General features: G+C 64.2%; 19 protein-coding genes. 2 read left to right on the forward strand and 17 right to left on the reverse strand.

The window, feature by feature from the left end; genetic code table 11:
- Window positions 1-27 precede the first annotated feature (27 nt).
- Genes pqqE through pqqB form a run of 3 tightly spaced genes read right to left on the reverse strand, consistent with a single transcriptional unit; the run spans window position 28 to window position 3,189 of the window.
- Entirely contained in the window at window positions 28-1,500 is a 1,473-nt protein-coding gene (gene pqqE / locus ACR65T_RS10415) for a pyrroloquinoline quinone biosynthesis protein PqqE (RefSeq protein WP_434496413.1), read from the reverse strand.
- Complete coding sequence (pqqC, locus tag ACR65T_RS10420) at window positions 1,493-2,263, reverse strand: pyrroloquinoline-quinone synthase PqqC (RefSeq protein ID WP_434496414.1); 771 nt, start codon at window positions 2,261-2,263, stop codon at window positions 1,493-1,495. The genes pqqE and pqqC overlap by 8 nt, the downstream gene beginning before the upstream one ends.
- Window positions 2,260-3,189 carry a pyrroloquinoline quinone biosynthesis protein PqqB gene (pqqB, locus tag ACR65T_RS10425; RefSeq protein WP_434496415.1) on the reverse strand — a complete coding sequence of 310 codons (930 nt, stop codon included), beginning with the start codon at window positions 3,187-3,189 and terminating at the stop codon, window positions 2,260-2,262. The genes pqqC and pqqB overlap by 4 nt, the downstream gene beginning before the upstream one ends.
- Before the next feature lie 318 nt (window positions 3,190-3,507).
- Here pqqB and ACR65T_RS10430 point away from each other — a divergent pair, with 318 nt between their 5' ends.
- Window positions 3,508-4,632, forward strand: a complete 1,125-nt coding sequence (locus ACR65T_RS10430; protein ID WP_434496416.1) for an alpha/beta hydrolase — start codon at window positions 3,508-3,510, stop codon at window positions 4,630-4,632.
- 60 nt (window positions 4,633-4,692) lie between these two features.
- Window positions 4,693-4,911 (forward strand): AbrB/MazE/SpoVT family DNA-binding domain-containing protein, encoded by a 219-nt coding sequence (locus ACR65T_RS10435; RefSeq protein WP_434496417.1) that lies wholly within the window; start codon window positions 4,693-4,695, stop codon window positions 4,909-4,911.
- A gap of 16 nt (window positions 4,912-4,927) precedes the next feature.
- On the opposite strand, the gene pssA is transcribed toward ACR65T_RS10435, so the two are convergent.
- From pssA to ACR65T_RS10505, 14 genes are all read right to left on the reverse strand, one after another.
- Entirely contained in the window at window positions 4,928-5,776 is an 849-nt protein-coding gene (pssA, locus tag ACR65T_RS10440; protein ID WP_434496418.1) for a CDP-diacylglycerol--serine O-phosphatidyltransferase, read from the reverse strand.
- A 7-nt stretch (window positions 5,777-5,783) separates the two neighbouring features.
- A complete protein-coding gene (locus ACR65T_RS10445; protein WP_434496419.1) occupies window positions 5,784-6,533 on the reverse strand; it encodes a phosphatidylserine decarboxylase in 750 nt (249 codons plus the stop codon).
- Between the two features lie 35 nt (window positions 6,534-6,568).
- Window positions 6,569-7,771 carry a molybdopterin molybdotransferase MoeA gene (locus ACR65T_RS10450; RefSeq protein WP_434496420.1) on the reverse strand — a complete coding sequence of 401 codons (1,203 nt, stop codon included), beginning with the start codon at window positions 7,769-7,771 and terminating at the stop codon, window positions 6,569-6,571.
- A gap of 7 nt (window positions 7,772-7,778) precedes the next feature.
- Window positions 7,779-7,964, reverse strand: coding sequence for a hypothetical protein (locus ACR65T_RS10455; protein ID WP_434496421.1), 186 nt, complete (start codon window positions 7,962-7,964; stop codon window positions 7,779-7,781).
- On the reverse strand, window positions 7,961-8,977 hold the full coding sequence (locus ACR65T_RS10460) for a hypothetical protein (protein ID WP_434496422.1): 1,017 nt from the start codon (window positions 8,975-8,977) through the stop codon (window positions 7,961-7,963). Before ACR65T_RS10460 ends, ACR65T_RS10455 begins: the two co-directional genes overlap by 4 nt.
- Before the next feature lie 69 nt (window positions 8,978-9,046).
- The gene (gene moaC, locus ACR65T_RS10465) at window positions 9,047-9,526 is read right to left on the reverse strand and encodes a cyclic pyranopterin monophosphate synthase MoaC (protein WP_434496423.1); all 480 of its coding nucleotides are present in this window, start codon (window positions 9,524-9,526) and stop codon (window positions 9,047-9,049) included.
- Window position 9,527: 1 nt separating this feature from the next.
- The gene (trpC, locus tag ACR65T_RS10470) at window positions 9,528-10,367 is read right to left on the reverse strand and encodes an indole-3-glycerol phosphate synthase TrpC (protein WP_434496424.1); all 840 of its coding nucleotides are present in this window, start codon (window positions 10,365-10,367) and stop codon (window positions 9,528-9,530) included.
- A 123-nt stretch (window positions 10,368-10,490) separates the two neighbouring features.
- Entirely contained in the window at window positions 10,491-11,513 is a 1,023-nt protein-coding gene (gene trpD, locus ACR65T_RS10475) for an anthranilate phosphoribosyltransferase (RefSeq protein ID WP_434496425.1), read from the reverse strand.
- A 70-nt stretch (window positions 11,514-11,583) separates the two neighbouring features.
- The gene (locus ACR65T_RS10480) at window positions 11,584-12,198 is read right to left on the reverse strand and encodes an anthranilate synthase component II (RefSeq protein ID WP_434496426.1); all 615 of its coding nucleotides are present in this window, start codon (window positions 12,196-12,198) and stop codon (window positions 11,584-11,586) included.
- A gap of 69 nt (window positions 12,199-12,267) precedes the next feature.
- Window positions 12,268-13,380 carry a site-2 protease family protein gene (locus ACR65T_RS10485; protein ID WP_434496427.1) on the reverse strand — a complete coding sequence of 371 codons (1,113 nt, stop codon included), beginning with the start codon at window positions 13,378-13,380 and terminating at the stop codon, window positions 12,268-12,270.
- A gap of 272 nt (window positions 13,381-13,652) precedes the next feature.
- Window positions 13,653-14,162, reverse strand: a complete 510-nt coding sequence (ldtR, locus tag ACR65T_RS10490; RefSeq protein WP_434496428.1) for a transcriptional regulator LdtR — start codon at window positions 14,160-14,162, stop codon at window positions 13,653-13,655.
- Window positions 14,163-14,361: 199 nt separating this feature from the next.
- The gene (locus tag ACR65T_RS10495; protein ID WP_196399096.1) at window positions 14,362-14,868 is read right to left on the reverse strand and encodes a DUF6163 family protein; all 507 of its coding nucleotides are present in this window, start codon (window positions 14,866-14,868) and stop codon (window positions 14,362-14,364) included.
- 49 nt (window positions 14,869-14,917) lie between these two features.
- Window positions 14,918-16,447, reverse strand: coding sequence for an anthranilate synthase component I (gene trpE / locus ACR65T_RS10500; RefSeq protein WP_434496429.1), 1,530 nt, complete (start codon window positions 16,445-16,447; stop codon window positions 14,918-14,920).
- Window positions 16,444-18,351, reverse strand: coding sequence for a SurA N-terminal domain-containing protein (locus tag ACR65T_RS10505; RefSeq protein ID WP_434496430.1), 1,908 nt, complete (start codon window positions 18,349-18,351; stop codon window positions 16,444-16,446). The genes trpE and ACR65T_RS10505 overlap by 4 nt, the downstream gene beginning before the upstream one ends.
- Window positions 18,352-18,495 lie beyond the last annotated feature (144 nt).

Here is an 18,495-nt window from a genome sequence, read left to right on the forward strand (position 1 = left end):
CGATCCTCGCGCCGCTCAGCGCTAAGGCTAGGCAGGCTCCTTGGCGCGCGCCGTCGACGCCGCGGCGCCGCCATAGCGGCGGTAGATAAAGTCGGGCGCCGTGATGTGCGATTCGACTTCCGCGTAAGCGGCGAAGCGCGCATGGTCCGGCGACAGATGGCAGGCGGGGTCCGTCGCCGCGGCGTCGCCGGCGATCGCGAACGCCTGACAGCGGCAGCCGCCGAAATCGATTTCGCGGCGCTCGCAGGAACGGCAGGGCTCCTTCATCCAATCCGTCCCGCGGAAGGCGTTGAAGGCCGCGCCATGTCGCCAGATGTCGCCGAGCGGCCTCTCGCGCACATTGTCGAAGGCCAGTCCCGGCAAGGTCTGCGCGGCGTGGCAGGGCAGGGCCTTGCCGGACGGCGTCACCGCCAAGATTGATCGGCCCCAGCCGCCCGTGCAGGCCTTCGGCCGCGTCGCGTAATGGTCGTGAATGACGAAATCGAAATTGAGCACGCCGGCGAGACGCTTCTTCGCCGCGTCGACAATGCCGACCGTTTCCATAAAGGCTTCGCGCGTCGGGATGAGCGCGGCGCGGTTCATCTGCGCCCAGGCGTAATATTGAATATGCGCGATCTCGATGCGCTGCGCATCGACCTCGACGGCGAAGTCGATGATCTGCGGCAGATGCGCGATGTTCTGGCGGTGCATCGGCGCATTGATCGTCAGTCCCATGCCGAATTCGCGCGTCCATCGCGCGACGTCGCGCTTCTTGGCGACGCCGCCCTGAAAGCCCGAGATTCGGTCGGCGCTCTGGGGAACGACGTCCTGAATGGAGACCTGCACATGATCGAGGCCGATCTCGGCGAGACGCTGCAACCGCTCGCGCGTAAGCAGCACGGCGGAGGTGACGAGATTGGTGTAGAGTCCCGCGTCAACCGCGTGTGCGAGTATCTCTTCAAGATCGCGGCGCACGGTCGGTTCGCCGCCGGAAAGATGCAGCTGCAGCGCGCCGATCGACGCCGCCTGACGGAAGGTCTCGCCCCATTCGTCGGCGGTGAGCTCCACATTCGAGCGCTCGAGTTCGAGCGGATTGGAGCAGTAGGGACATTGCAGCGGGCAGCGATGGGTAAGCTCGGCGAGCAGCCCCGCGGGTCCGCCCGCGAATGGCGCGATCGACGCGGCGAAGGCGGACGGCGGCGGCGCCGCAAATTCGTCGGTTCCGTCGCGCAGCAGCCGCTTGTCGGCGAGGCCTTGCAGCAGCGCCGTGACGTCGCGCGTGATAACGTCGAGGGGCGCGGCATATTGCTGCGCGAGCCGCGCGCAAAGATCGGCGAGCCGCGTTGCGCCATCAATCGCGCGCAGCACGATGAGCCCAATCGGATCGAGCTCATAGGCGCGCTCGGGCGCCAGAATAACCGTTCGAGACCGTGCGCGGTCTTCATGCAGCCGCGCGTAGCGCGTGAAGGCCGGACGCGAGTCCGGGCCGATCACGAACCGCGCGGCCTGCGCCTCAGACATTGGCTTCTCCTGGCCGCCATGCGCCGGGCGGGATCAGCCCGGGCGTGACGTAGGCGTGATGTAATGCGTCAAGCTGCGCCCACAAGACGTCGCATTTGAACCGCACGGCGCCGACGCAGGCTTCCTGTTCGGCGCGCGTCCTGGCGTTATCGAGCACATAGCCGAGCGCAAACTCCGAATCGCGCGGCGCCTGCGTCAGCCGGCGTTTGAAATAGGCCATTACCTGGTCGTCAACGAAATCGTAATTTTCCAGCATTCCGACGATGCGTTCGCGATGGATCGACGGCGCGAAGAGTTCGGTCAGCGAAGACGCGACCGCAACGACGAGCGGCTGCTCGACGACAAAGCGCACATAGGCTTCGACGGCGAATTTCGTCGCGGGCAGGGCGCCGCGCCGAGAGGTCACGTAATCGCGCGAGAAGCCGAGCGCGTCCGTCAGCACGAGCCAGCGCTCGATGCCGCCGCCTTCTTCGCCGAGGCCGTCATGATCGTGGATGCGATGTATCCACTCGCGGCGCAGCTCGCGATCATGGACGCGGCTCATAAAGGCGGCGTCCTTGCGCGGCACCGCCTCCTGGTAGCAGTAGCGGTTCAGCGCCCAGGCGGCGACCTGCTCCTTCTTGAGATTGCCGCCGTGCAGCAGCTTATGAAACTCATGCTTATCGTGATAGCGCTCGGCGCCGACGGCGCGAATCGAGGCTTCGAATTCGTCGCGGGCAAGCGGCGCGGCGCCGCGCCAATCAATGGCTACGATCTCGTTCACAGGTCGACCTCCATGCCATCCTCGCCGATTTCCCAGCCGGCCGCTTGAGCGGTCGCATATTCATCCGAGAACTCGTTCAGTAGAGGGTTCGAATTGTTGATGTGCACGTAGATTTTGCGCTTCACGCCGAGCGGCTCGAACGCGGCGATGGAGCCGTCGGCGCCGCTGACATTGATATGACCCATGCGCGAACCGGTCTTGCCGAGCAGGCCTTGCTCGATCATCTCGTTTTCATGGAAAAGCGTGCCGTCGAAGAACACCAGCTTGGCGGCGCGAAGCCGCTCAGCGAGATCCGTGTCAACCTTGGCGCAGCCGGGAATGTAAAAGAATGAGTCGCCCGTCGCGGTTTCGATGATCTCAAGCCCCAGCGTGTCGCCAGCGCTTGTGCCAAAATTCGGCGCGTTGGCGTTCTCGAGATAGAGCGCGATCTTGCCCGGAACGGGAAAGGCGCGGATCGCGAGCCCAAGATCGATACCCGCTCCGGTGACAGGCACGGCTTCGTCTATGCGCAGCTCAATGCGAGGCACGAGCTGCGTCTGCAGGATCGTGAAAATCGGATTGGCGCCGAGCGCAGCGAGAACGCGTCCTGCGGCGTAGAGGCTGAACGGCTGCGCTTCTCGCATGTTGAGAAGCCCCGCGACATGGTCCACGTCGCCATTTGTCAGCGCGACCGCCTTGATCGGGCTCGCGCGCAGACCGTCATCGGGAGCGGGAGCAAGCTCGGGCGCGGCGGCAATTTGCTCGCGCAGATCAGGCGAGGCGTTGAGCAGCAGCCAGTCGGCGCCATTGATGCTCACCGCCAACGACGACTGTGTGCGCGGCAAAAAACCAGGCGCTCCGGCGCGGACAGCCCGGCAATTGGCGCAGTTGCAGTTCCATTGCGGGAAGCCGCCGCCGGCGCCCGACCCCAAGATTCTGATCCGCATTGGCTTTTCGACATAGCGGGCGCGCCGCCACGTCGGATCTCCCTGAGTGTTATTTTCCTGGCACTATGCGCAGGCGGCCCGCATTCGCGCAAGTGCGACCGATTTGCGCGGCCTCCATGAAATGTCGAGATTTTTTCCCTGTTGCGGCGGGCGTCTCGCCCCGCTTTGGTCGCTTTCTTTCGTCAGAAACGACGGTGGAGAGGCGAGGCGCCTCAGTCGAAGCGCGCCGCTCAGGATTCAATTCCGAGCAGGCGCTGGATCGAGCCAATCAATTTGCGCACTCATGGAAAAGAAACGCTGACGCGCTTAAGCGCGCTCTTGATCGCGGCGTCGCTTGCCGGCTGCGTGTCGGACGGCATGCGCATGGTCGACGGCCACGTCGGCAACGCCGTTTCTCTTGTCTCTGGAGCCCAGGGGGAGCCGTCGAATGTCGCCATTTTCGTTGCTTCGACGCGGCGTTCCGAAGGCGCGACAGACGATGGCCGGGCGCATTTTTCGCTGACCTCGATTGGCGTCCCGCTCAACCATCGTGCGGGAAGCCTCGAGCGTCCAAGCTTCGGCGGCGCCGATCGGCGGAGGCATTTCACGGTGCTGTCGAAGCGCAACATGGATGAGCGGGAGTTCTACGGCGAAGTCGCCTCGCATGTCTCGGGGCGCATCGGCAATTCGCGCGACGTGTTGCTTTATGTGCACGGCTTCAACACCGGAGTCGAGGAGGCGCGCTTTCGTCTGGCGCAGATTGTCGCCGACGGACGCTTCTCCGGCGTTCCCGCGCTCTTTACCTGGAATTCCCGAGGCGGGCTGTTCAATTATGAGTCCGACAAGGAGGCGGCGACAGTCTCGCGCGACGCGCTTGAGAAGTTCGTCGTCGAACTGTCGCGCACGCCGGGCGTCGGACGGATTCATGTGCTCGCCCATTCGATGGGCGCGTGGCTGACGATGGAGACGCTGCGCGGCGTCGCGCAGTCCGGCCATCCGGATCTCGACGGCAAACTTGGCGAGGTCATGCTGGCCGCGCCCGACATCGATCTCAATGTTTTCCGCCAACAGCTCGCGCGCGTCGATCCTCGGCATGTGTCGATCTTCGTCGCCAACAATGATCGCGCGCTATCGCTCTCGTCGCGCATCGCCGGCGACCGTCCGCGCCTGGGCGCGATGAATCCCACCAATCCTGAAGATAAGTCTGAGCTCGATCGATTGGGGGTCGCCGTGCACGATATTTCGTCGTTCTCGACGGACTTCGTCGGCCACGGCGCATTCGCCGAAGCGCCCGACGTGGTGCGAAAGATCGGCGCGCAACTGACGGCGCCGCGCCCTGGCGAGGCAGAGACGCAGGCGGTGATCGATGCGCGTGGCAACGACGCGGAGCAGGAACACGCCTCAGCGCCCGTCAATCAGAAGATCGAGAGGCAGCCGCTGGCGCCGCTCGCCGCCGCTCGGTGAGCTTGATTTCGAACGGCCTATGTCAATTTCTGACGTGATGACTATCGACGATGGTTGCTTATGAAAAACTCCGACGCCGTCACTCTCTCCGCAAAATTTCAGATCTCGATCCCAAAAGCGGTTTGCGAGGCGCACAAATGGCAGCCCGGCCAAGAGTTCGCCTTCATCCCCAAAGGATCTGGCGTGCTGCTCGTTCCCGTGCCTGAGCGCGATCAACTGGCAGGAATCGCGCAAGGAGCTGGGCGGGAAAACTACCGTGACCGTGCAGATCGCTTTTGACGTCAGCGCTTACTGCTTACTGTGACGCCTCTTTCGGCGCCGCCGCTTTTTCCGCCTCCGCTTTCGCGAGCTTGTTATAGCGCCTCACGCTGAGCGGAATGGCCGCCAGAAACGCGACGCTCAGCACGGCGAGCAGCTCCATCGGATAGATCGCCAGCAGTAGCGCCGTTACGCCCACGCCAAAAAGCACCGGAATCACGAGATCGCGCGGTATGCGCCCGATGCGCTTGCCGGAGAAATGCGGAATGCGGCTCGCCATCAGGAAGGCGATGCCGAGCACATAGACGATGTAAAACGGCGTCATCGCCTTCGACGCCGGCAACTCCAAGACGGAGAAATGCAGATAGAGCGGCAGCAACACCGTCACGGCGCCGGCGGGCGCCGGCATGCCGACAAAGAATTCGGCATGCCAGGCGGGCTTCGTCGGATCGTCCATCGTCACATTGAAGCGGGCAAGCCGTAGTGCGCCGGCGATGGCGAAGACGAGCACGGCGAACCAGCCGAGGCCTTTGATCTCGTGCAGCGTCCACAGATACAGCAGTAGGCCGGGCGCGACGCCGAAATCGACGAAATCCGACAGCGAGTCGAGCTCCGCCCCGAAGCGCGACGTGCCCTTGATGGCGCGCGCCAGGCGGCCGTCCAGCCCGTCGAGCACCGCCGCCGCCATCACCGCCGTCACGGCCGTCTCAAATCGTCCTTCAATTCCATAGCGGATCGCCGTCAGCCCCATACACAGGGCGAGCAGCGTCACGAGATTGGGAAGAACGATGCGCAACGGAATGTTGCGAAATCGCAGTCGACGCTGTTCGGAGGGCGTCAGCACGCCCTCTTGGGAATCGCGCCCAGAGAAGAAGGGATCGGCCATGGCGTGTTCAACCCGCCTTGAATGACAGCGCAGGGGCGCCGGCGGTCATGTCGGCGAGTATCGTTTCGCCGGCGATGGCGCGCGACCCGATAGCCACCATGGGCCGGGCCGATGACGGCATATAGACGTCGACGCGCGACCCAAAACGAATGAGGCCAAAACGGTCGCCGACGCCGATTTGCTCGCCTTCCTTGACGAATCCGACGATGCGCCGCGCGACGAGACCTGCGATCTGCACCACCCCGAAGCGCCCCGACGGCGCTTCGATGACCATGCCGCTGCGTTCATTGTCGTCGCTGGCCTTGTCGAGGTCGGCGTTGAGAAACAGGCCCGGCTTATAAGCGATTCTAGAGATGCGGCCGGTGATCGGCGCACGGTTCACATGCACGTCAAAGACGCTCATGAACACGGAGATGCGCTGCATCGGCTCGGCCCCGAGCCCGAGTTCGGCCGGCGGCAGAAAGAAGCCAACCGCGCTGACGACGCCGTCCGCGGGCGAGATGACGAGCCCTTCCCGCAGCGGCGTCACCCGCGGCGGATTGCGGAAGAAATAAGCGCACCAGGCGGTGGCGATGAAGCCCATCCAGCCTAGCGTCGGCGATAGCCAATCAAGCAGGAAGGAAACGGCGGCGAAACCGGCGATGAAGACGTAGCCTTCCGGATGGATCGGGACGAGCGACTTACGGACGGAATCGATGATCGACATGCTGGCCTGCTTTCGTGGCGCGCTGACCAGCGCGCGCGTTTCCTTTGCCATGTTGCGGCGCCAAAGTCACGGACGCGCGGCATGGATCATGGCAGCCGAAGGATGCGGCACGGGTCGCCTTTCTTCAGGGGCGGCGCGCCTGGCTCGCGGATCAGCAGCGCTTGCGATTGCGCCAGCTCGGTGAGCAGTGAAGAATCCTGCAGCGGCTGCGGCGTTGCGACGAAGCGGCCATTGTCGTCCAGGGCGAGCCGCGCGCGCATATAGTCGCGCCGCCCCTTGTTGGCGGGAAGATCGGCGCCAGCAATCGCCGTCTCGGTCCGATCGGCGCCGGCGTCCGGATCGCCCTGTAGGGCGCGCAGGAGCGGCGCGAGGAACACCAGCGCGCAGACGAAGGACGCGACTGGATTGCCGGGAAGGCCAAGGATGCGTGCGTCGCCCAGCGCGCCATGGATCAGAGGCTTGCCCGGCCGCATCGCGATTTTCCAGAAGTCGAGCGACATGCCCTGGCGCGCCAGCGCCGGACGGAGCAGATCGCGGTCGCCGACCGACGCGCCGCCGAGCGTCACCAGAACGTCGGCGCGCGCCTCGCGGGCGAGGCCGATGCCGCGTTCGAGTTCGGCGAGATCGTCGCGGAAGATTCCGAGGTCGACGACTTCGGCGCCGGCGTTTTCGGCGATGGCGGCGACAGCCAGATTGTTGCAGGAGATGATCTGCGAGGGGCCGGGCTCGGCGCCCGGCGGCACGAGTTCGTCGCCCGAAGCGATGATCGCCACGCGCGGGCGCCGCGCGATTGGCACTGCAGCGTGATTCATCGCCGCCGCGAGCGCGAGTTCGGCTGGGCCGAGGCGCACGCCGGCGAAGAGCGCGACCGCGCCTTCGCGAAAGTCGAGTCCAGCTCCGCGAATATGCGGGCCGGGCGGGGCGCCTGCCGTCAACGCGCCGTCGGCGACGACAGCGTCTTCTTGAAGCAATATCGCGTCGGCGCCCTCCGGCACTGGCGCGCCGGTGAAGATGCGGATGGCTTCGCCCGGCTGCAGCGCCGCGCCATAGCCGCGGCCTGCGGCGCTTTCGCCGACGATGCGCAGCGGCCCGGCGGCGAGGTCAGCGGCGCGCAGCGCAAAGCCGTCCATGGCCGAGACGGCGACGGGCGGTTGGCTGCGGCGGGCGACAAGGTCGGCGGCCAGCGTGCGGCCGCGCGCCCGCGCCAGCGGCGCCAGTTCTTCGCCGAGGCGTGAAGCCCCAGCGAGCACCCGCGCAAGCGCGTCGGGAACGGATAGAAGCTTGTCCACGCGAAACTTATCCCCGGTTCGCGACGCGGCGAAAGATGAACGCCGCGAGGCTTTCGGCCGCAAGCGCGACGAGCACGATGATCGTCGCGAGCGCCGCGTCAATATCGACGCCGGGATAAGCGAAGGAGAAAGCTACGCCAAGAGCTATGGCCAGCAAAAAAACCGCGACGACTCGAGGAAGTGACAATTTCATTTGGGCGCCCCGCCGTCGCTCTTCTTGGCCTCAGCGAAATGCGCGATGTCCGCGACCGCGGCGCTCACCGGCTGCACCCAGTCGGCGGCGGTCAAGAGAATATTCGCGACCCGCAGATTGAAGTCGGCGAGCCGCGCGCCGTCCGAGAAGTCGGGACGCTTCACCTGAGCGGCGTAGGCGGCGACGAACAGCGGAAAGGCGCGTGGACGCACATTCGTCAGATCGACCAGCAGGAAAGGCGGCGGCAAAGGCGAAAGATCGCTGATCTTTTTCGCGTAGGTGAGGAGATAGGGACCGCCGGAAAGATCGTTCTCGCAAAGCTGCGCGACCGCCGGCGCCGGCTTGTCGCACAAATGAAACAGCAGGCGCTGCGCCATGGCGAAATCATAATTCTTGTCGAGAAAGGCTTTGATGGTTGCGGGATCGGCATCGGCAGGGAAGGGGGCCTGCCGGCGGGAGCCCGCCTTGGTCGGGATGTAGAGGATGTTGATCCGATCCTTCGACTCGGCCACCTCCGACGCCGCGGGAAAGCGGCCCACGAGTTCGCTGAGAAAGGCGACAGCGCGTCCGCTAGGCCGAGGCAGGATGACGTAGGAATAGAGGCCGTAGCCCGCCGTCTCGGCGCCGGGGGCGTAAAGAAAATCATATGCGGTTCCAAGAATGCTTGGCCGCCCCGACGATCTCCTGTCACTGCTACGGGAGGCGGTCGGTCGCTGCGCCTTCGGCGCTTGTGGCTCTGCTGTGGGAGCGCGTGTCGGCGGCTCTGCTCCTGGCGCCTCTGCTTCGGGCGCAGTTTTTGGCGCACTGACCGACGACGGGGCGCGCCGATAGGCGTGGGGGTGGCCGCGCCCGCCCGAGGGGTAGCCATAGTACGAAGGACCGTAGGAATAGCCCATGCAGCGCCGGTAGCAGGCCGTGTCGTCGCCGCACTGGCGCCGGCATTCGGTCGCGCGGTCGGCGAGGGCTGGCGCGCTCAACAACAGCAGCGCAATGGCGAAAATGAAAGGCCGCATGACAGGCGCCTCCACCAATCATCAAATATATCGATCGTTACGATATAGAGCCTTGCGGCCGCAGTCGAACTATTCGCCGCGTCGCCAGTCGCCCGACTTGCCGCCGCGCTTTTCAACGAGTTCGACGCCTTCGATGCGCATGCCGCGATCGGCGGCCTTCAGCATGTCGTAGATGGTCAGACAGGCGACCGAAACGGCCGTCAACGCCTCCATCTCGACGCCAGTCTTGCTGGTGACAGAGGCTTCGGCCAGGACGCGTAGGCCGGGCAGCGCGTCATCGGGCGTGATCTCGACCGAGATGCTCGACAGGGGCAGCGGGTGGCACAGCGGAATGAGGTCGCTCGTTTTCTTGGCGGCCATGATGCCCGCAATGCGGGCGACGCCGAACACGTCGCCTTTCTTGGCCTGTCCTTCGACGGCGAGACGCAGAGTTTCGCGCGCCATCGCCACATGGCCGCGGGCAAGCGCGACGCGCGACGTCTCGGCCTTCGCCGACACGTCGACCATATGCGCTTCGCCCGTCGCGCCGAGGTGAGTCAGCGGGCTCATGTTACGCGCCGGCGGGGGACTTGTGCGCGCCCGAGTTGTGATTGGCCGTCGCGCCTTGCAGGAGTTCGCGCGCGGCCGCTTCGACGTCATGTTTGCGCATCAGGCTCTCGCCGACGAGGAAGGTGAAGATGTGCGATTTTTCCAGGCGCACGCAGTCGTCATGCATCGTGATGCCGCTTTCGGCGACAATGATCTTGTCGCGCGGAATCTTCTCCGCGAGCCTCTCGCTGACTTCGAGCGACACTTTGAAGTCGCGGAGATCGCGATTGTTCACCCCAATCAGACGCGTCTCGAGCGCCAATGCGCGATCGAGCTCCCGCTCGTCATGCACTTCGACGAGCACGTCCAAGCGCAGATCATGCGCGGCCGTGTTCAGCGCCTTCGCTTCGTCGTCGTCGACGGCGGCCATTATGATCAGGATGCAATCGGCGCCGTAAGCGCGCGCCTCATAGACCTGATAGGGATCGAACATGAAATCCTTGCGGAGCGCCGGCAGATGCGTCGCCTTTCGCGCGGCTTCGAGATCTTCGAGCCTGCCCTTGAACGAGGGCGTGTCGGTGAGCACTGAAAGACAGGCCGCGCCGGCGGCTTCATAGGCGCGCGCCAATTTCGGCGGATCGAAGTCTGGGCGAATGATTCCCTTGGATGGGCTCGCCTTCTTGATCTCGGCGATAAGCGCGATGCGACGCTCGTTCAGTTTCTGCTCGATCGCATGGACGAAGCCGCGCGGCGGATCATGATCGCGCACGTTGCGCTCGAGCGTCGCGAAGGGCATGCGCACCTTGGCCTCGGAAATCTCGGTGCGCTTATAAGCTTCGATCTTTCTTAGGATGTCGGTCATTTTCTCGCCTACGGCGGGCGGGCCGCAACCGCCATCGCTCGAATTCGTTCCGCCGACTGCCGGCTGCTCATGAATAACCGATAAACGGGCGCAATCCTATCCCGATCGAAGAGAGAAGGCCGATCAGGCGTGTCGATTGGAGCAGCGGATCAGCGCGTCGAGCTTATCCCGCGCCGCGCCGGAATCGAGCGCCGCCTCAGCGAGCGCCGCGCCCTCGCGCACATTTGCGGCGCGCCCGGCGACGACCAGCGCCACGCCGGCGTTGAGGACGGCGACGTCGCGGTAGGGGTTCTTCGCGCCCTCCAGAACGGCGCGCAGGGCTCTTGCGTTATGCGCCGCGTCGCCGCCGACAAGCGCCTGAATCGTCGCGCGGGGCAATCCGGACTCCTCCGGCGAGAGATCAAAGCTGCGGATTTCGCCGTCTTCGAGCGCAACCACATGGGTCACGCCCGTCGTCGTCGCCTCATCCAATCCGTCGTCGCCATGCAGCAGCCAGACGCGCTTTGCGCCGAGTTCGCGAAGCGCGCGGGCCAAAGGTTCGAGCCAGTCGCGGGAGAAGACCCCGATCGTCTGCCGCTCGACCCGCGCGGGGTTACACAGAGGACCAAGCAAATTGAAGATCGTGCGCACGCCCAGCTCGCTTCGCACCGGCGCGGCGTGGCGCATGGCCGGATGGTGCGTCGTCGCGGCCATGAAGCAGATTCCGGCGTCTTGGAGCGATGCGGCGGCGGCGGCTGGCGAAACGCCGACCTTGACGCCGAGTTCGCCGAGCACGTCGGATGCGCCCGACAGCGACGTGGCCGCCTTGCCGCCATGTTTGGCGACGATCGCGCCGGCGGCTGCGGCGATGATCGCGGCAAGAGTGGAAATATTGTAAGTGCCGGCGCCGTCGCCGCCGGTCCCGACGATGTCGATTGCGCCGGCCGGCGCTTCGACCGGCGTCATCGCGGCGCGCATCGCCTGCGCGGCCCCGATGATTTCGTCGATCGTCTCGCCGCGCAGGCGCAGGCCCATGAGAAAGGCCCCAAGCTGCGCCGGCGTGGCGTCGCCACGGAAAATCAGAGAAAACGCCGCTCTCGCCTCGTCGCGGGCAAGGGGCGCGCCGGAGACCAGCGCGGCGATGTAGGTTTTGAAATCCTCGCTCACTGTCGTTCAGCGCCCCTGAGCAAGGGCAGGGCCGCCGGCTGACCGCTGCGGGCGACCTTCGAAGCGGTCCTCACGCGGCCTGCTCGCGCCGCCGCGGTCCCTTGTTCCATTCTAGCGCGAGATCGAGGAAATTTTGTAAAATTTTGTGACCGTGCTGCGAGGTGATGCTCTCGGGATGGAACTGAACGCCATGCGTTGGGAGCGTCTTATGCGACAGCGCCATGATGAGGCCGTCCGGCGTCTCGGCGGTCACCCGCAGGCAGTCGGGAAGGGTGTCGCGGTTGACGATCAGCGAGTGGTAGCGCGTCGCCTGGAATGGCCCTTCGATGCCGCGAAACACGGCGTCGCCGTGGTGGAGGATGGTGGCCATTTTGCCGTGGATCGGCAGCGGCGCCCGAATGACGTCGCCGCCAAACACCTCGCCGATCGACTGATGGCCGAGGCAGACGCCGAAAATCGGCACGGTCTCGGCGGCGGCTGAGATCAGCTCCATGCAGATGCCCGCCTCATGCGGCGTGCAGGGGCCGGGCGACAGCACGATCGCGTCGGGTCCGCCGGCCAGCACTTCGGCGACAGAAACGGCGTCGTTGCGGTGCACGGTGACGTTCGCGCCCAACTGGCCAAAATAGTGAACCAGGTTGAAGGTGAAGCTGTCGTAGTTGTCGATAAGCGTGACGTTGGACATTGGGCTGCTGTCCAGCCTCCTGGCGCGGGTTTGACCGGATTTAAGAGTGCAATAGGCCGGGCGGCGGGCTTAAGCAACCGTCGGACGGCTGTCGTCCCGCGGCGAGAAGCGCCAGTCCGGCCGAACGTCTTTGATCATCATGATCTCGGCCAGCGACTGGCGGGTCAGGAGACCCAAGAACCGCCCCTCCTCGTCGGTTACGCCGACCGTCTCTCCCCCAGTAAGCTTAGGCAGGACGGCGTCGATGCTCTCTCGACCATCGATCGTCTCCGGATCCTGGCGAACGAAAGGCGCGATCGGCGCGCCGGGTTCGGAAGCCCGCAAGGCTTCGATGATGTTGGTGCGGGACAGGAAGCCGCTAAGCCGGCGCAAGCCGTCCACGACCGGGAATTCGTCCTGAGACGTGGCCAGAAGGGTGTCCACCGCTTCGCGCACGCTTGCGCCGCGCTCGATCACGGCGATGCGCGTCTCCATGGCGTCGGCGGCTTTCAGGCCACGCGCCGCTTCGGACATCGACGTCATCTGCGCTTCGCCCGCCGCCGCGATATAGACGAAAATCGCGATGAACAGCAGCAGCGGATTTCCGAACAGTCCCAGGAAACCCAAGAGAAAAGCGAAACCCTGACCGATCTGCGCGGCGATGCGCGTCGCGCGGTCCTTGCCTATCCAGATCGACAGCGCCGCCCGCAGCACGCGGCCGCCGTCCATCGGAAAGGCCGGGATCAAGTTGAACGCCGCAAGAAAGACATTCACGGCGGCCAGACGCTTCAGAAGATTGACGGATGGGTCGCTGATCTGGATCCCGTCGGACACGTCGACGGCGCCAAGAAACAGGATCAGCAAAGCTGCAATGACGAGATTGACCGCCGGACCCGCCAGCGCGATCAGCAGCTCCTGGCGTGGCTTATCGGGCATTTTTTCCATGTCGGCGACGCCGCCGATCGGCAACAGCGTGATCACCGGCGAGACGATGCCATAGCGCCGCGCCGTCAAGATGTGGCCGAACTCATGCAACACGACGCAGATAAAGATCGCGACGATGAACAGGACGCTGTCACGCGCTGCGACGGCGCCGCCGCGCTGGTAGGCCGCAAAGCCGATCCAGCCCAAGAGCAGCAGGAACGTGACGTGAATGCGCACGGCGGTTCCCATGAAGGAGCCGATCGTGAGGGACCATCGCATTTGAGCTCCTGCGGTCGTGGTTAACAGCCGGTAAGATAGGACTGAGCGGCGGTTTGCGCTAGAGCGCTTCCCGCTCACATGGATCATGTGATCGATAAGGAAGCGCTCAAAATCAAAATGTTGGAGGTTCTCATCGAAAAAGTTGGCAGACTTTTTCGATGAGAACCTGCTCAAAGCGCGGGGACGCACGAAAAACGCCGGCGAAGCGGCCGAGGGCGCTTGCCGGCGATAGAGAGACAACAGTTGAGAGACGAGTAGAAAGCGAGATCGCGTCAGAGGCGATAGCGGACCTGGTCGGTCCAGAAGCGCTCCAGCCGTGAAAGCGACGTATTGAGGTTGCGAAACTCGTCGCAGGAAACGCCGCCGATCTGCTCGACCGTCAGCGCATGCTTCTCATAAAGCTGCGCAACGATATCGTGAATTTGCTTGCCCTTCGGAGTAAGGCTGATGCGCACCGAACGGCGATCAAGGCGCGAGCGCGCATGATGCATATAGCCCATGTCGACGAGCTTCTTGACGTTATATGAAACATTGGAGCCGAGGTAATAGCCGCGCGTGCGCAATTCGCTCGCGGTCAACTCCTTGTCGCCGATATTGTAAAGCAGCAGCGCCTGCACGGAATTGACGTCGCCAAGATCCCGGCGGTCGAATTCGTCCTTGATGACGTCGAGCAGACGGCGGTGAAGGCGTTCGACGAGCGTCAGCGCTTCGAGATAAACCGGTCGGATCTCGCTGGCGCGATCCTCGCGAGCCTGCGGGGCGGTCTTCATCATGGCGCTCATCGTCTTCTCCATCACAGCGGATGCGTCGGGCATCTCTTGATCGGCCTTCGATGAAACCAAATTAGATCGACGCAGGTGAAAGGCGGTTTAAACAACAGCCTGAATCCCACGTTTACCGCGATAGGGCTGTTTGCGGTGAATGATGGATGAACTTAAAGGTTCGATTTACGCTAATGATTCCTCAAACAAACCTTGCGGATCAGGAATCTTTTGGCGTTTTCCTGTCAAATCTGCGGCGACGGCGGCGTTCGCGCATGTGCTGCGCCTCGACGTCGCGTCCGGCCTCGAAGGTCAGCCCGAAATACATGGCGATCAGCACGGCGTTGACGCCGATCAGCCAATAGCCGCCGGTGAAGAATCCCGGCATGCTGAGCGTCAGAAAAATCTGCGCGCTTGCAACGAGCAGCCACAACACGCCGCCCCAGGGCGTCGCCAGCCACAGGCCGACGCCGGCGATGAGATCGAGCACGGCGAAGAAAATAACGGCGGAGGCTGCGCTCTGCGGCATGGTTTCAAAGATCGAGCGTTCCGCAGCGAGAATGATCCGCCACTGCATCAAGCCTTGCACGAGCCAAAATAACGCGACGATCCGCATGAAGCGCGAGAGCAGCACGCCCCATTTGGCGGCGTCGCCGCCGTTCGGTTCGCCGACGCGGATTGCACGGTAGGGATCGTCGCCGTCGTCGTAAATCGTTGGGCCGTCCATCAGATGCGCCGCCGCCTGTCTCGCTGTCCGTGCGCTTTGGCGGAAATGGCTACTGCCCCCGCCGCGCGCGCGTTGCGAAGCGAACCGCTTCCTCGGCGGCGCGGAAAAGCGCCTTCGCCTTGTTGACGCATTCGCGGTGCTCATATTCCGGTTCGCTGTCGTAGACGACGCCAGCGCCTGCCTGCACGTGCATCTTGCCGTCCTTCACGATCGCCGTGCGCAGCACGATGCAGGTGTCCATTTGACCGCCGGCGCCGAAATAGCCGATGCAGCCGCCGTAGATTCCGCGCTTGTCGGTCTCGAGCTCGTCGATAATCTCCATGGCGCGCACTTTCGGCGCGCCGGAGACGGTGCCGGCGGGAAAACCCGCGGCGAGCGCGTCGATGCAATCGTGGCGCGAATCGAGTTCGCCTTCAACATTGGAGACGATGTGCATCACGTGACTGTAGCGCTCGATGGTGAAACTGTCGGTGACGCGCACCGTGCCCGTCTTTGCGACGCGGCCGACGTCGTTACGGCCGAGGTCGAGCAGCATCAGATGTTCGGCGCGCTCCTTTTCGTCGGCGAGGAGATCCGCCGCCAGACGCTCGTCCTCCACCTTCTCCTCGCTGCGCCAGCGCGTGCCGGCGATCGGGCGAATCGTCACCTTGGCTTCGGCGACGCGCACGAGGATCTCGGGACTCGAACAGACAATCTGGAATTCGCCGAAATCGAGAAAGCATAAAAAGGGCGCCGGGTTCACGCGGCGCAACGCGCGATAGAGCGCAAAGGCGGGCAAAGCGAAAGGCGCGGTGAACCGCTGCGACAGCACGACCTGAAAGATGTCGCCGGCGCGAATGTATTCCTTGGCGCGCTCGACCATCTCGAGAAAACGCGATTGCGGCGTATTCGAAACCGGCTCCTGAGCGAGGAGCTGCACGTCGGCGCCGCCGTCGCGATGCTCCAGCGGCGCCTCCAGCGTCGCGACGACCTTGTCGAGGCGCGCGAGCGCCGCTTCATAGGCCGCCTTCGCCGCAACGCCGGCCTTTGGCCGAGCGGGCGTGACAATGGAGATTTCGTCGCGCACCGTGTCAAAGACGATCATGACCGTCGGACGCACGAAAAGCGCGTCAGGCGCGCCGATCCTGTCCTCCTTGGCCGGCGCGAGGCGCTCCATCTGGCGCACCATGTCATAGCCGAGATAGCCGAAGACTCCCGCCGCCATCGGCGGCAGCCGCACGGCCTGCGGCACGGCGGATTCGGCGATGAGCTGACGCAAGGCGACGAGCGGCGCCGCCGCGCAAGGCGTAAAGACGCTCGCGTCGTCGAGCGCGGCGCGATTGATGTCAGCTCTGTCGTCGACGACGCGAAAAATCACGTCGGGGTCGAGGCCGATCATAGAGTAGCGGCCGCGGGCGGCGCCGCCTTCGACGGATTCGAGCAGAAAAGCAGCGCCGCGCCGATCGCGCGTGAGCTTGAGATAGGCGGAGACCGGCGTTTCGAGATCGGCGACCAACCGGGTCACGACCAGCTGTGGCCGATCAGCGTCGTATTCGGCGCCGAAGGCGTCGACGTCGGGCTCGAACAGCGCGCCGCTCACTTGTCGGGTTCCGCTCCGGTCGCGGCTTCCAAGGCCTTCTGGTTGATATCGACGCCGAGCGCCTTCTCGAGGCCGCCGACATATTGCTCCAGCAGGTCGTTGTGAAATGCAGGCTTCAGTTGCTCGGCGATCGTTTTCGCTTCGATCGAGTTCGGGTCGAATACGGGAGTCGTCGAGTCGCGGACGAAAAACACCAGCCGGCCATTGTCGACGACGACGGAGCCGGCGTTGCGCGGCGCCGCATCGAAGAATCGAACGATGACGTTGGTGTTGAAGTCGGGACGCGCCTCGCGCTTCACCTCATTGGCGCGTTGGGTCTGAACGCCCACTTCCTTGGCGAGATCTTCGATCGGCCGGCCCGCGTTCAGCTTGGCGACGATTTCGTCGGCCTTGGCGGCGAGCGCCTTTTGCGCCGCGTCGCTGCGCATGGCGTCGGCGACGGCTTCCTTCACCTCTTCGAATGTCTTCTGCCGGGCGGGCTCGATGCCGTTAATCTCGTACCAGACATAGCCGCCGTCACGCGTTGCGACAGTATCGTTGTCGACGCCGATATCCGATGCGAAGGCGGCCTTCACGAGGTCTGGACCGGCAGGAAGGCCAGCGATCGGCTTGCCGCCGCGGTCATTGCCTGCATCGTCGACGCCGTCATAGACCTGCGTCTCTAGCCCCACCGCATTTGCGGATTCGGCGAGCGTCTTGCCGGAGGCGCGCTGATCCTCGATGGCCTCATGGAGCCGGCGCACTTCAGGCATGGCGCCCTGCGCGGCGATTTCCGCGCGCAGCTCCGGCTCGGCCTGCTCGAAAGTCTTGTTGTAGACCGCCGGGGCGATGCTCCTGACCTGGGACACGACGGCGCCGAAGGCGGTATGAACCGGCTCGGTCAGCCCCGGCTCGGGAAGCGCAAAAACGGCCGCTCCGACCTTAGGGTCGCCGAAGTCGCGCTGCTCGACGAGGCCGAGGTTGACGTCTTTGGGATTGAGTTTGAGTTCGGCCGCCATCGCGTCGATGTCCGCGCCGGCTTTGAGCTTGGCGAGCGCGGCTTCAGCTTCCGTGTCGGTCTTGAACACGATCTGCCGCACGTCACGCTTTTCCGGCGTTCCATAGCGCTTCGATTTGACCTCGTCGTAAAACTTGCGCGCCTGCTCGGCAGGCACGCTTTCCGGCTTCCCGACCGTGGAAGGGCTGACGACCAGCGTTGTCAGCTTGCGGTACTCCTTGGCGCGGAAGGTCTGCTCGCGTTCGTCGAAGTATTTTTTCAGCTCTTCATCGGATGGCGTGGCCGCGGCGCCGACCAGCGACGGTGGCAGAACGATGTAGTCGATCGTTCGCGATTCATTGCGGAAGCGATAAATCGCCTCGACCATCAACTTCGGCGGCTCGAGTCCGGCGACGGCGATGTCGGTAATTATCTTGCGCAGGTAAGCGTTCTTCTGATCCGCGACGAAGCCGCGCTCGGTGAAGCCGGAGTCATTCGCGATCTGCTTGAACCGCGCGGCGTCGAATTTGCCGTCGGGGCCCTGAAACACCTTTTCCGACGCGAGCAGTCGCTGGGTGGTCTCATCGCTTGCAGCCAATCCGAGCTGCTGCGTCTTTTGGTCGAGCGCCACCTCGGTGATCAGGCGCTCCAGGATCTGCAGATCCAGTCCTGACTGATGGGCTTCCTCATTGGTGATCGCGCGCCGCATCCGCTGCTGAATGCGTCGAAGTTCGTTTTGATAGGCGCTGCGATAGGTCTCGACCGTGACTTCGCCGCTGCCGACGCGGGCGAGCCGCTGGGCCGTCATGCCGCGAAACACGTCTCCGACGCCCCAGATCGAAAAACTGATGACGATGACGCCCATGACAAGCGCCATGATGGTGCGGCCGATCCAGTTCTGCGAGGCGACGCGCAGGCCTTCTAGCATGGGTATTGCTTCCTTGGGTGCGTTGGATCCGGCTTCCCGGTTTTGGCGGCGGACTATAGGGAGGGGGCGGGCGCGTGGCAATGCGCTCCGCACAGAACCGCTGACGCGCCGAAAACGCGCTATTGCCCTGTGTTTCGAATGCTT

This window comes from Methylocystis sp. (assembly GCF_051061285.1).
Taxonomy (GTDB): Bacteria; Pseudomonadota; Alphaproteobacteria; order Rhizobiales; family Beijerinckiaceae; genus Methylocystis.